The following is a 12,198-nucleotide window of genomic DNA, read 5'->3' on the forward strand; positions in this document are numbered from 1 at the left end:
CTAATACGTTACCATAATTTTTTCGCCAAGTTTTATGCCGAGGGCGCGTTCCGCGCTGCCATGTACCACAGAAATGAGCAAGGCGCCTGAGATGCCCATCAAAGCGATCGCTTCGCCTGCCGGTCTATCGCCAAACGTATTCACCATGCCTTTGATCTCAATATCCAATACTTTGACTGTAATGGATTCTTTCCGTTCCAGCGCGGTATCCAGATGCTCGGCGTGAATGTTGGTCGAGATATTTCCGAAATTGTCGATGTAAATCGCCTCGCCTTGCCAGCCATGTTCTGTGCGGAAGGGTTTGGGCAGGTCAATCCGTACCGGGTCATTCAACGGCGTTCCCAAGTCGCCAATCGGCACTCCGTTTGCCAGGTGGGCGGCGATTGGGGAGAAGATATCGCGCCCATGGAACACAAAACTGATGACCGGCAGCCAATATCGAATCCGATTCAGTTCCACAAATTTGGTTTTCCAGCCGGAATCTTCTGCGCGATCCAGCAAACCGGAGATGACGCCGTTGTCGGGTCCCACGTAGAACCAGTCGCCGATCTGCGCCGCCATTGGTCGGCGTTTTGTGCCAACGCCTGGGTCGACCGCAACCAAGTGGATCGAACCCTTGGGAAAGGATGGAACGGAACGCTCCAAAATATACGCGGCTTCGTGGATATTTAGAGCTTGAACCATATGACTCAGGTCAGAGATTTGCGCTGTCGGGCACATGCCCCAGATCACGCCTTTCATCACTCCCACCGTGCCGTCTTTGATTCCATAGTCGGTCATCAGGCTGATAACTGTCAACGGTCTCTCCCAGGAGATTGTCAGGACTTACGCAGTTGGCGGGCAGTTGTACTGCCGCCGCCGCAGTGCTGGTTGTAAGTCCTACGATTATAAAACATTGTAGATGCCGAAACGCCTCGAGTATGCGACCATGGCTTTCATACAGTCGCAGTGAGCAATCTCTTTGGACACAGATCGCACGGATGTCATGGATTTTCCCCGGAATCAACGGAAGAAAATCCGTCTACTCCGCGAAACTTGCGCTGAGCCTGTCGGGATATCCGGTACAAAAATGGGCGCAAGTTAACTTGAAAAAGACTCAGTGTACTGATTATAAGCAATGTTGTATACTTTGATTACAGATTTGGGCTCATGGAATCAATGAGAAAATCTGGAGCAGCCGATTTCAAATCGTCGAGATTGGCGGCGTTATACATCCCTGGAAAAGGAGAAACCATGTTAATCAGTCCTGAATTGGCGAAAGCCATCAACGCCCAGATCGGCAACGAGTTCGGCGCGAGTATGCAATATTTGAGTATTGCGAGTCACTTCCACGCGCAGAAACTGACGCTGTTGTCAAAATTGTTTTTCGAACAGGCGGAAGAGGAAAAAACGCACGCGATGAAATTCGTGCATTACATCCTCGACACGCAGGCGGAATTGCAAATCCCTGCCATTGCATCGCCGAAACCGAAGTTCGCCTCTGCTGAGGAAGCAGTGAAAGCCGCGCTGGCGTGGGAAACAGAAGTGACCGAGCAGATCAAAGCCCTCATGGACATGGCGGTTTCGCAAAACGATTATCTGGCGCAGAACTTCCTGCAATGGTTCATTGACGAGCAATTGGAAGAGATCAACAAAATGGATCAGTTATTGAGTGTGATCCAACGCGCGGGCGAGAAAAACCTGCTCATGGTGGAAGCGTATCTGGTTCACATGGAGAAAGCAGGGTAACTAAAAAAGAGACCGTCACCTTGAAGATGACGGTCTCTCTTTTTCATTGTACATATTGAGCGAATAGCGCCTCAAAATCTTCTTCTGAGGTAAAGCCAACCCATTTTTTCAAAACGATCCCAGCGGGGTCGAGAAAATAGACTTCGGGTTGGTAGTAAAAGCCCAACGCTTGTTGAAAACCATGTGTGTTGGGGTCGTCGGCGTCGAGATAGGTGAACTTGATCCTGCCGAAATATTCCGCTTCAAGCCCATGAACCATGGGCGCCATGGCGCGGCAGGTACTTCAGGTAAAGCGAAAAAACTCGACAAATTGATATTCGCCCGAAGCCAGCGACACTGTGGCTGGATCGGTGGCGTGGAGTTCGGGCCCGCGCGAAGTGGCAATGGGCAAAACAGCCTGGGTCGGCGCTTCGTTGGCGACGGGAGGCTGGGTTGCGCTACCCTCGGCAATGATCGCCGGGGTGGCGGAGGGAAGTTCCACGCTGGGCGGCGCGGCGGAGGGTTGGGTCGCTTGGGCTGGGGAACAAGCCGCAAGAATAACCGCAACCAGAAGTAATGGAAGAAAGAGGCGGGTTGTCATCGGCAACTCCTTTTCTGGGTTGTTCATCTGACAATTTGTACCAGAAAGTCCTTACACAAAGATTACAAACGCCATCTTTGACGAGTGTCACGTCCTACGCTATACTACGCTCAGTTCCAAACCAAATAACGATCAAACAATTTATGGAGGAAGTATGGCTGGTTTCAAACTTACCTACGGCACGATGTTCAATCCGCCTGAGGCGCTGCATGAGGGATTCGACAAAGCGGTCGCAAAACTAAAACAAAATCTCGGCAAAGAATATGGGATGTTCATTGACGGCAAAGATGTGTTCGCGGATGAAAGGTTCGACGACCACTCGCCCGTCAACACCAGTTGGACGCTGGCGCGTCTGCAAAAGGGTAACGCGCTTCACGCCCGCATGGCAATTGAAGCGGCGCGGAAGGCATTCCCCGCATGGAGTCACACACCGTGGCAGAAGCGCGTGGCGTTGGTGCGTAAAGCGGCGTCGTTGATCGAGAAGCGCATCTTCGAACTCGGCGCGGCGATGGCTCTTGAGGTGGGCAAGAACCGCATGGAGTCTCTTGGCGATGTGCAAGAGACCGCCGACCTGATGTATTGGCCCGCGCAGATGATGGAGGAAAATAAAGGCTTCATCAAACCGATGGGCAAAGACCCGCTCACAGGATTCGATTCGACGAACGTCTCTGTGCTTCGCCCGTATGGCGTGTGGCTGGTGATCTCGCCGTTCAACTTCCCGTTCGCGTTGACCGGCGGACCGACCGGCGCGGCGCTTGTGGCAGGAAACACAGTTGTCATCAAGCCCGCATCAGACACCGCATGGATCGTGCGCTTGTATGTGGAATGTTTGCGCGACGCGGGCATCCCGAACGGCGTGGTCAACTTTGTGACCGGCCCCGGCTCGACGGTTGGGCAGGCGTTGGTAGACAGCCCCGACGTTGACGGCGCGACCTTCACCGGCTCGTTCGACGTGGGCATGAAAATGTATCGCGATTTTGCGAATCGCAATTACGTCCGCCCGATCGTGCTGGAACTCGGCGGAAAGAATCCCGCCATTGTTTCGCGCAATGCGAATCTCGAAGATGCGGCGACCGGCATATATCGCTCGGCGTTCGGTTTGCAAGGGCAAAAATGTTCCGCCGCTTCGCGCATCTTTGTCGAGGAGCCGGTCTACGATGAATTGCTCGCCAAACTGAAATCAAAAGTGGACTCGCTGGTGATTGGCGACCCAACCGAACGCGCCACCTATATCGGACCTGTGGTCAACCAGAATTCATACAACGAGTTCAAAAATTTCACCGAGGAAATCAACCAGGCGGGTGGGCGATTCCTGACCGGCGGAAACGTCAAGTCTGGCGGCATGTACGATTATGGCTATTACTGCGAACCGACCCTCGTCACCAACCTGCCGTTCGAACATCGCTTGTGGAAGCATGAGATGTTCCTGCCGATTGCTACGATCGGCAAGGTGAAGAATCTCGATGAAGCGATGGGCATTGCGAACGATGTCAATTACGGTCTCACCGCCGGGTTCTATGGTTCGCCCAAAGAAACTTCGTGGTTCTTCGATAACATCCAAGCCGGTGTGACGTACGCGAACCGTCCGCAAGGCGCGACAACCGGCGCGTGGCCCGGCTTCCAACCTTTCGGCGGCTGGAAAGGCTCCGGCTCAAGCGGCAAAAACGGCGGCGGATACTATTACGCCCAGTTGTATATGCACGAACAGATTCAAACGCTGGTAAAACACGCGGCGGTTAAGAAGGCAAAAGCAACTGCGAAGAGAAAAGTTGCGAAAAAGAAAGTTGTCAAAAAGAAATCGCGCAAGTAAGAACGATCCACGCCTTACTTTCTTGAACCGCTAAGCCCGCCAAGGGCGCCAAGTTTTAATTCTTTCTTTGCGTTCTTGGCGCTCTTGGCGGTAAATTTTGAAACCCGTCCGCCCTCAAACCCTTTCAGGGAGAGAGGAATTGCTTATGCCTTGGAATCCCGATCAGTATCACAAGTTTCAAACTGAACGCGCCGCGCCGTTTTACGACCTGCTCGCGCTCGTGGATGCGCGCCCGAATCTCAAAGCAATTGATCTGGGATGCGGCACCGGCGAGTTGACGAGTCAACTGGCAGACCGGCTTCCCAACTCCGATGTGACCGGGTTGGACTCATCGCCGCAAATGCTCGACAAAGCCGCTTCTTTCGCGCGGGGCGGGCTGGTTTTCCAAGCGGGAGATTTATCCGCCCTTTCTGGCGACTGGGATTTGATCTTCAGCAACGCCGCGTTACAGTGGAGCGCGAATCATGCCGCGTTGATTCCGCAGTTGTTCGCGCGGCTCAACCCCGGCGGACAGATCGCCATTCAAGCGCCGTCGAATCACAATCACATCTCGCATCAAATCTATCGTGAAACGGCCGATGAAGAAAAGTTCAAATCCATCTTGCAGGGATTTCAACGCATCGCCCCCGTGCTGACCATTGACGAGTACGCTCAAATCCTGTTCGATTGCGGCGCGGAAAAAATCGTCGTGTTCGAAAAGATATACGCCCATGTGTTGGAAGACGCGGACGCCGTCGTCGAATGGATCTCCGGCACCGCGCTCGTCCCCTATTTTGAACGGCTGGGTGAACACAAAAATGAATTTATAAACTCGATCCGCGAGAAGATGCGCGCGGCAATGCCGGGTAGTCCCGTGTTTTACCCGTTTCGCAGGATTTTATTTTCTGCAAGAAAGCCGTTCTAGCGATGGGCGAGCCTGAGAATTACAACCGCAAGGAACTCATCCACCGGATCGGCACGTTTTTCCTCATGATCGCGGTGGGGATGCTGGTCTATTTCATCCTGTCCGACAGCGTCGGTCAACCTCGCTTCGATCTGTTTTGCCTGGGCGTGCTCGTGGCTGGGATCGGGTTTTTGTTTCGTTCACAACTCAAGCGCCCATCCCCTTCCAGCGGACGATTCGGCTGGATGAAGCGCTTCTTGAAAGGTAAAGAGGAATGACAAAAGTACTTCCGCTATCCGATGCCATCGCAAAATTCGTAAACGACGGCGACACCGTGTATGCCGCCGGGTTTACACATCTTATCCCGTTCGCCGCAGGGCACGAGATCATTCGGCAGGGAAAAAAGAATCTCACTCTCGCCCGCGCCACGCCAGACTTGATCTACGACCAAATGGTCGCGGCGGGATGCGCAAAGAAAGTCATTTTCTCGTACATGGGAAATCCCGGCGTTGGGTCGCTTCGCATTGTGCGTTCGGCGATCGAGCAGGGAAAACTCGAATGGGAGGAATACTCGCACTTCGGGATGATCACACGCTTGCAAGCCGGGGCGGCTGGCTTGCCCTTCCTGCCGATGAATCAAACCGGCGCGGCTGACCTTGAAAAAGCGAACCCAAATATCAAACGCATCGCCGATCCATTCGGCGGAAAGGATGTGATCGTTGTGCCTGCTTTGAAACCCGATGTAGCCATCGTCCACGTCCAGCGCGCAGACGCGAACGGCAACGCGCACTTGTGGGGAATCATCGGTGAGCAGAAGGAAGCCGCGTTCGCCGCGAAGAAAGTCATCGTCACCGCCGAGGAGATCGTGGACGAATCCGTCATCCGCTCCGACCCGAACCGCACGATGATCTCCGAGATCGTCGTCAGCGCGGTGTGCCACGTGCCGTTTGCGTGCCATCCCAGTTACGCGCAGGGATATTATGACCGCGACAACGAGTTTTATCTCGCGTGGGATAAGGTCAGCGAATCGGCTGAATACACCAAACAATATTTGGATGATTGGGTGTACGGCGTAAATGATCGAAACGAATATTGGCAAAAACTCGGCGCGGAGACTCACAAGCGATTGGAAGTTCCAGACTTGATGAGCGAGCCAATCAATTATGGGAAGTATTGAGTAAACAGGTAGACACGGAAACAGGTAAACACGTAGACAGGCATTCATTTTCACCATGTCATGCTGAGCGTAGCGAAGCATCTCTACCACGATAGTAGAGACCCTTCGCTGCCGCTCAGGGTGACATGCCAGAGATAACCATGAGCGAAATAAAATATTCATCATCCGAATTAATGATCATCAACGCCGCGCGGTTGTTGCGCGATGGCGATGTTGTATTTGTCGGTGTTGGTCAACCGAATCTCGCGTGCAACCTTGCCAAGCGCACTCATGCGCCGAACCTCGTGATGATCTATGAAGCGGGCGTGATCGGCGCGGAGCCTGCGCGACTGCCGCTGTCCATCGGCGACCCAACCCTCGTGAGCGGCGCGTTATCTGTGGTGAGCATGTACGACATTTTCACCAACTACCTCCAACGCGGCAACGTGGACGTCGGCTTCATGGGCGGCGCGCAAATTGATAAATTCGGCAACATCAACGCCACCGTCATCGGCGGATACGAAAATCCAAAAGTGCGTTTGCCCGGCTCGGGCGGCTCGCAAGAGATCGCGGCGTGGGCGAACCGCTGTTACATCATGACCCCGCATCAAAAACGCCGCTTCCCCGAAAAAGTGGAATTCATGACCTCGGCTGGATTCATCGGCGGGCGCAGCGACCGCGAGAAAGCCGGTCTGCGCGGCGGCGGGATGCTCGCCGTCGTCACCGACATCGGCATCCTGGAACCGGACGAATCAGGCGAGATGATCCTCACGCAATTGCACCCAGGCAAAACGTTGGAAGAAGCGAGAGCGAACACCGGCTGGGATTTGAAGTCCGCTTCGCTCGTCGGGACGACTGATCCAGTCACCGCGAACGAACTCCGCATCCTGCGCGACGAACTCGACCCGACCGGTATCTACCTGAAAGGCGCAAGCGCATGACGCAAGAAGCCCAACCGAAACGAAATATATTTTCTTGGATCTTCATTGCATCCGATGAGCCGCGCTTGCGCGCAGGGTGGAGACTAATCCTTCAAACTCTGTTGCTCATGATTTTTAGTGTGATTACCCTTATCGTTGCCGGGATTTTGAATATAGACTTTCAATCCTCTGATTCGATCTGGGGGCAAATACTCAACCTCGCCGCAGTGACGGCGTCCATTTATGTTGCCCGTCGCTGGCTCGATAAACGATCTTTTGAAAGCCTCGGGCTGAAAATCAACCATCAAACGCTGACAGATATTCTCGCGGGCGTCGGCATCACATTCGTCCAATTCATCTTCATCTTCGGAACGCTGTTCGCATTCGGCTGGCTGACCTTCGAGGGCTTTGCGTGGCAATTCGACCCGATCAACGCAGTCATCGCCAACACATTGACGTTCCTCATGGTGTTCATCTTTGTCGGCTGGAACGAGGAACTGCTCTCACGCGGCTACCATCTGCAAACCATCGCCAGCGGATTCAATCTTTTTTGGGGCGTGATCATTTCCTCCGCCGTGTTTGGCTTGCTCCATCTTCAAAACCCCAGCGCAACGTGGGTCAGCACGGCGGGAATCTTCTTTGCGGGAGTTTTTCTTGCCTATGGCTACATCCGCACGAAACAACTATGGCTCCCCATTGGGCTACACATCGGCTGGAATTTCTTCGAGGGCGTTGTGTTCGGTTTCCCCGTCTCAGGCTTGGATATTTATCCCCTGACGCGCATCGAGGTCACTGGGCCCGAGTTGTGGACTGGCGGCGCGTTCGGCCCCGAAGCAGGGTTGATCGTTTTGCCATCATTGGCAGTGGGTGGAATTTTAATCTACTTGTTTACGCGAAACCGTCTTCACAGCTCGGTGTGATTCGAGGGTTTTTCATCGCGGTACGGTAGTACCATCGTCTCAATTTGTTCAAAACCAATCGCGCAAATTAGGAAGCGCTTATCATTCCATGATATAAGGCTTGTTGCGCTTTCTGTAACAAGACCGATTAGATTTAAAGGAGACCTATGAATCGAAAGAACCTGGCGTATCTCATCATGCTCTTTACCTTAATCCTTACGGCGTGCGCCGCGCCTACCAGCGAACCTCACATTGAACCCACCCCTGGTCCCGACCTGGCATTGACCATCACCGCGCAAGCAAATCTTCTTCAAGCGTTGACACAAACCGCCCTCGCGCCGACGAACACGCCCGAACCGACCTTCACGCCTGCCCCCGCTTTCACGGTAACGCCATCCAAAGTAACGATCACCGTCAGCGCAGATACGAACTGCCGCTCTGGTCCCGGCGTGGAGTACGATATCGTCGGCGCGTTGACCATCGGTCAACAGGCAGAGGTGGTAGGGAAAAGTTCAACCGCGAATTATTGGGTGATCGATAATCCCCTCGGCGCGGGCACATGCTGGCTGTGGGGCGAACATGCCAACCTCACCGGAGACGCGGCTGGTCTGCAGGAGGTCGCCGCGCCTCCAACCGTCACACCGCTTGCCGCGCTTGCTCCCATCATCGACCATGCGACAGTTCGATATGATGCGTCCTCGGGCGGCTTGGTCGTTTACATAGATGTTTATTTCTACGACGGCGAGGGCGACGCGAATTTCCTCGATCTACAACTGGTCAGCGCTTCGGTGGCGGTCACCGGAAAGCTCAAAGACGTTTCATTTGCCCCGTCTGCCAACCAAAGAAAAGGCGCTGTCGTAACCGGTCAATGGAGTTGCGGCACAAAACAATATGACATGACGGTAGGGGTTGTAATTACCGACCAGGCAGGGCACACAAGTAACACGATCGGGGTCAATTTTTCGTGCAATAAGAATTAACGTAACAGGTCACGACCATTTTAGAAGAACTGTGTTATGAGGAGCAAGATACCAGACATGACCAAGGATCGAGGAAAAATCGCGGGAAGAGATGATCGCGCTCATCTGGACGAGATAATGCACTCAAGAAGTGATCACAGACGATCCGTCCACGAATAAAAACCACAAATTCACGAAACACATTCGTTTACGTGTGCCCGTCAGGGTATTCGTGAAAAATTCGTGGGTGGTTTGCCCACGACAGGAACCCAAACCATGATCGCCATCGCCTTCCTCGCAGACCATCCCGAAACCATCCCCGCATTGGCAACGCTGTTCCGCGCCCAATGGTACAAGCATTATGCCGATTGGACTCAAGCCGAGATAGAGCAGGATTTTCTCGAAGACACATCGCGTGACCGTCTTCCCTGCCGCCTGGTTGCGTTCGAGGATGACCAACTCGCTGGCACGATCATCCTGCGCGAGCAAAACCACGTTGCTCCAGAATATCAGCCTGAGCTGGGAGGATTGCTTGTCGTTGAGTCCCATCGAGGTCACGGCATTGGGACGGAATTGGTTCGCGCGGGGATGAAGTTAGCGTCCGATCTTGAGTATGAGACCGTCTATGCGACGACCGTGTCTGCGGTGGGGATATTGGAACGCTTGGGCTGGGAGTTTGTCAAAACGATCAGTCATGATGATGAACAGTTGGCGTTGTATCGCTGTACATTGTGAGCGCAAACAAAACGGTCGGTAAGCCAATTTCGCGCCGCTTTTGCTCAAGTCCGCCCTGAATGGCGAGATAAATCTCGCCTTACAACCCGGGTTGCGCGCGAGCTTTCTCAAAGGTCTCCGCGGACTCTGTGGCAGAGCAAGAGTCGCTTAGCAAGAGGACAATAAAAAAGACCTCGCAGGCAAAACCTGCGAGGTCTTTTGATCGCATTATCCCAGATGCGCCACGATGCGCGAATGGGCGGTCTCGGTATCCATATCGAGCACCGTGATCAGTTTATCGCGCCCCGCAAACCCCGCCACAATATCAAGGCGCGTTTTTGCCACCCCGAGAATATCGGAGAGAAATTCGATCAACGCCTCATTGGCTTCGTTATCGGCGGGCGGCGCGGCGATGCGCACTTTGATCGTCCCGTCGTCCAACAACTCCACGATCTCATTGCGGCTGGCGCGCGGCGTGACCCGCACCGCCAACGCGGAGCCTTTCTTACCATCGTGCAGTTTTATTTTTTTATCAGACATGGCTACCTCAGCGAAGTGAGAATGGCAACGATAAAGCGCGAAGCAAACTGGATCAAGAGCATCAGGATCATCGGGCTGAAATCGAACATACCGGCGGCAGGCACCACGCGGCGGATGGGCATGAGCATCGGCTCGATGATGTTGTCGATGCCGCGCCGCACCGGGTGATAAGGGTCCATCACATAAGAAAGGATGACGGAAACAAAGATCAGCAGGGTTAGGAGTTGGGATAATAATTCGACGATATCGATCAAGGTGTCCATGACGCGTCAGCCTCCGATGTATGCCTGCGCTCGCCAACGATAGCCGTGCCCACGCGGACGAGGGTGGCGCCCTCCTCCACCGCCACAACGTAGTCCATGCTGGTGCCCATGGAGAGTTCGCTCCAATCCGCGCCGGGGAGTTGGTCCGCCAAATGGTCGCGGAGCCGCCGCACTTGGCGAAAGAAGCGGCGCGAGTCTTCCGCGTCTTTTCCCAACGGGGGCATGCTCATCAGTCCGCAAATCCGCAAGTGAGGCAAATCGAGCAAACCGGCAAGTTCGGGAAGGAGGGAGTCCCATGTTGATTCGTCTGAGGCGTTCCAACCGGATTTGGTCTCTTCGCCGCCCACGTTGAATTCGAGCAGGACGGGTAATATGCGCTCCGCTTCGCCGGCAAAACGGCTGAGGCGTTGGGCAAGTTTGAGGCTATCGAGTGAGTGTAAAAGTGCGAAGTGATCTGCCACCAGGCGGGCTTTGCGGCTCTGCACGTGACCGATCATGTGCCATTCTACACCAGTTTGATTGCCGAGGGATTGAATTTTCGTGACACCTTCTTCGGGATAATTCTCGCCCAGAATGCGCGCGCCCGCTTCGATGGCGGCTTGCGCCACTTCGAGCGGTTGTGATTTGGTGACCACCACCAGGCGCGCTTCAGCCGGGTTGCGGTTGCTTTTGCGCGCGGCTGTGGCGATCTGGTCGAGCGCGTGAAGGTATTTTTCGCGGATGGTGGAAACTAAAGTGTTCATAGAGTCACAATATTGTCTACCGCGAAGCGCGCGAAGAATGCAAAGAAAAATATTCTTAGCGGGTTTGGCGGTTAATTTTTTTCGAGAGTAGACGTGATCGGAAATAATTTCTCGGACGCGGATTTCTTTCTTCTTTATCAGCGTTAATCCGCGTTCCTCTGCCTCCTATCAAAGAACTTGGGCTTATTACCGATAAAGTCTATTATAAAGCGATCAACGCGCCGAAGCGCCCGGTGCGACCTTTTTCTGCGCGATGCGAGAACCAATCGTCGGTGTGACAGGCGGTGCAAATGCCGGCTACTTCGATGTGTTGCACGCCCGCCTGTTCGAGCAGGATTCGGTTCGTCTTCCACAGGTCGAAATGGATCTTGCCGTTAACCGAGCGTAGCACCATTTCGGAATCGTCGCCGAATTTTTGCATCACTTGCAGGATCACATCCGCGCCGATCTCGTAATGGTCGGGCCCGATGGAGGGCCCGATGCAGGCGACGATATCGGCGGGGTTGGAGTTGTAATTCGTTTTCATGGCGTTCACCAGCGAGCCAGCCACGCCGCGCAGGGTTCCCATCCAGCCGGCATGAGCGACACCGACGACTCCCTTGCGCGGATCATGCGCGAGGATGGGCACGCAATCGGCGAAGCGCATGAACAGGCTGACCTCCGGCTTGTCGGTGAGGATCACATCTGCCTGCCGGACCGATTCGCCTTCCGGGCGGGGGGCTTTGGCGCACACCACGTCGGCGCTGTGCACCTGCCAGACATCAAAGATGGATTCGGGGGCGCGGTCTAAGGCGCGGAATGACAATTGGCGATTCTTGCGGACCCGGTCGAGGTCGTCGCCCACAGTCCCCCCCACATTGAGCGAACCCCACGGTTTCGGGCTGGCGCCGCCGTGGCGCGTGAATACGGCGTGACGAGTATTCAGCGATTCAAATTGATAATAGCGAAGCCCGTTCATTTCGGCGAATGGCATGGCGAATCACTTCCCTCCATGGTTTGCATG

General features: G+C 54.3%; 16 protein-coding genes. 9 read left to right on the forward strand and 7 right to left on the reverse strand.

The annotated features are described in order from the left end of the window. The gene (locus AC16KF_RS00860) at positions 1–798 is read right to left on the reverse strand and encodes an SAM hydrolase/SAM-dependent halogenase family protein (RefSeq protein ID WP_484035389.1); all 798 of its coding nucleotides are present in this window, start codon (positions 796–798) and stop codon (positions 1–3) included. Between the two features lie 435 nt (positions 799–1,233). Here AC16KF_RS00860 and AC16KF_RS00865 point away from each other — a divergent pair, with 435 nt between their 5' ends. Then, entirely contained in the window at positions 1,234–1,728 is a 495-nt protein-coding gene (locus AC16KF_RS00865) for a ferritin (RefSeq protein ID WP_484035390.1), read from the forward strand. Positions 1,729–1,771: 43 nt separating this feature from the next. Here the strand turns inward: AC16KF_RS00865 and AC16KF_RS00870 are convergent, their stop codons facing one another. Beyond that, positions 1,772–1,996: a YbbN family protein gene (locus AC16KF_RS00870; protein ID WP_484035391.1), complete on the reverse strand. Its 225-nt coding sequence runs from the start codon at positions 1,994–1,996 to the stop codon at positions 1,772–1,774. Between the two features lie 15 nt (positions 1,997–2,011). Then, positions 2,012–2,308 (reverse strand): hypothetical protein, encoded by a 297-nt coding sequence (locus AC16KF_RS00875; RefSeq protein WP_484035392.1) that lies wholly within the window; start codon positions 2,306–2,308, stop codon positions 2,012–2,014. Positions 2,309–2,462: 154 nt separating this feature from the next. Here AC16KF_RS00875 and AC16KF_RS00880 point away from each other — a divergent pair, with 154 nt between their 5' ends. From AC16KF_RS00880 to AC16KF_RS00915, 8 genes are all read left to right on the forward strand, one after another. Then, the gene (locus AC16KF_RS00880; RefSeq protein ID WP_484035393.1) at positions 2,463–4,118 is read left to right on the forward strand and encodes an aldehyde dehydrogenase family protein; all 1,656 of its coding nucleotides are present in this window, start codon (positions 2,463–2,465) and stop codon (positions 4,116–4,118) included. A 145-nt stretch (positions 4,119–4,263) separates the two neighbouring features. After that, positions 4,264–5,022 (forward strand): methyltransferase domain-containing protein, encoded by a 759-nt coding sequence (locus AC16KF_RS00885; RefSeq protein ID WP_484035394.1) that lies wholly within the window; start codon positions 4,264–4,266, stop codon positions 5,020–5,022. Positions 5,023–5,024: 2 nt separating this feature from the next. Beyond that, entirely contained in the window at positions 5,025–5,279 is a 255-nt protein-coding gene (locus AC16KF_RS00890) for a hypothetical protein (protein ID WP_484035395.1), read from the forward strand. Next, complete coding sequence (locus AC16KF_RS00895) at positions 5,276–6,178, forward strand: CoA transferase subunit A (RefSeq protein ID WP_484035396.1); 903 nt, start codon at positions 5,276–5,278, stop codon at positions 6,176–6,178. The genes AC16KF_RS00890 and AC16KF_RS00895 overlap by 4 nt, the downstream gene beginning before the upstream one ends. A 140-nt stretch (positions 6,179–6,318) precedes the next feature. Beyond that, positions 6,319–7,098 (forward strand): CoA-transferase subunit beta, encoded by a 780-nt coding sequence (locus tag AC16KF_RS00900; RefSeq protein ID WP_484035397.1) that lies wholly within the window; start codon positions 6,319–6,321, stop codon positions 7,096–7,098. Next, positions 7,095–7,997 (forward strand): lysostaphin resistance A-like protein, encoded by a 903-nt coding sequence (locus AC16KF_RS00905; protein WP_484035398.1) that lies wholly within the window; start codon positions 7,095–7,097, stop codon positions 7,995–7,997. The genes AC16KF_RS00900 and AC16KF_RS00905 overlap by 4 nt, the downstream gene beginning before the upstream one ends. A 146-nt stretch (positions 7,998–8,143) precedes the next feature. Continuing rightward, on the forward strand, positions 8,144–8,956 hold the full coding sequence (locus AC16KF_RS00910; RefSeq protein ID WP_484035399.1) for a hypothetical protein: 813 nt from the start codon (positions 8,144–8,146) through the stop codon (positions 8,954–8,956). Between the two features lie 255 nt (positions 8,957–9,211). Continuing rightward, positions 9,212–9,670: a GNAT family N-acetyltransferase gene (locus AC16KF_RS00915; protein WP_484035400.1), complete on the forward strand. Its 459-nt coding sequence runs from the start codon at positions 9,212–9,214 to the stop codon at positions 9,668–9,670. Positions 9,671–9,877: 207 nt separating this feature from the next. On the opposite strand, the gene AC16KF_RS00920 is transcribed toward AC16KF_RS00915, so the two are convergent. The 4 genes from AC16KF_RS00920 to pgeF all read right to left on the reverse strand — a co-directional run bounded on the left by AC16KF_RS00920 (position 9,878) and on the right by pgeF (position 12,168). After that, the gene (locus tag AC16KF_RS00920) at positions 9,878–10,189 is read right to left on the reverse strand and encodes a DUF167 domain-containing protein (RefSeq protein WP_484035401.1); all 312 of its coding nucleotides are present in this window, start codon (positions 10,187–10,189) and stop codon (positions 9,878–9,880) included. Positions 10,190–10,191: 2 nt separating this feature from the next. Next, the gene (locus AC16KF_RS00925) at positions 10,192–10,452 is read right to left on the reverse strand and encodes a YggT family protein (protein ID WP_484035402.1); all 261 of its coding nucleotides are present in this window, start codon (positions 10,450–10,452) and stop codon (positions 10,192–10,194) included. Next, positions 10,440–11,195 (reverse strand): YggS family pyridoxal phosphate-dependent enzyme, encoded by a 756-nt coding sequence (locus AC16KF_RS00930; protein ID WP_484035403.1) that lies wholly within the window; start codon positions 11,193–11,195, stop codon positions 10,440–10,442. The genes AC16KF_RS00925 and AC16KF_RS00930 overlap by 13 nt, the downstream gene beginning before the upstream one ends. Positions 11,196–11,397: 202 nt before the next feature. Continuing rightward, complete coding sequence (pgeF, locus tag AC16KF_RS00935) at positions 11,398–12,168, reverse strand: peptidoglycan editing factor PgeF (RefSeq protein ID WP_484035404.1); 771 nt, start codon at positions 12,166–12,168, stop codon at positions 11,398–11,400. Positions 12,169–12,198: the final 30 nt, after the last annotated feature.

It is taken from the genome of Candidatus Defluviilinea gracilis, assembly GCF_057138825.1.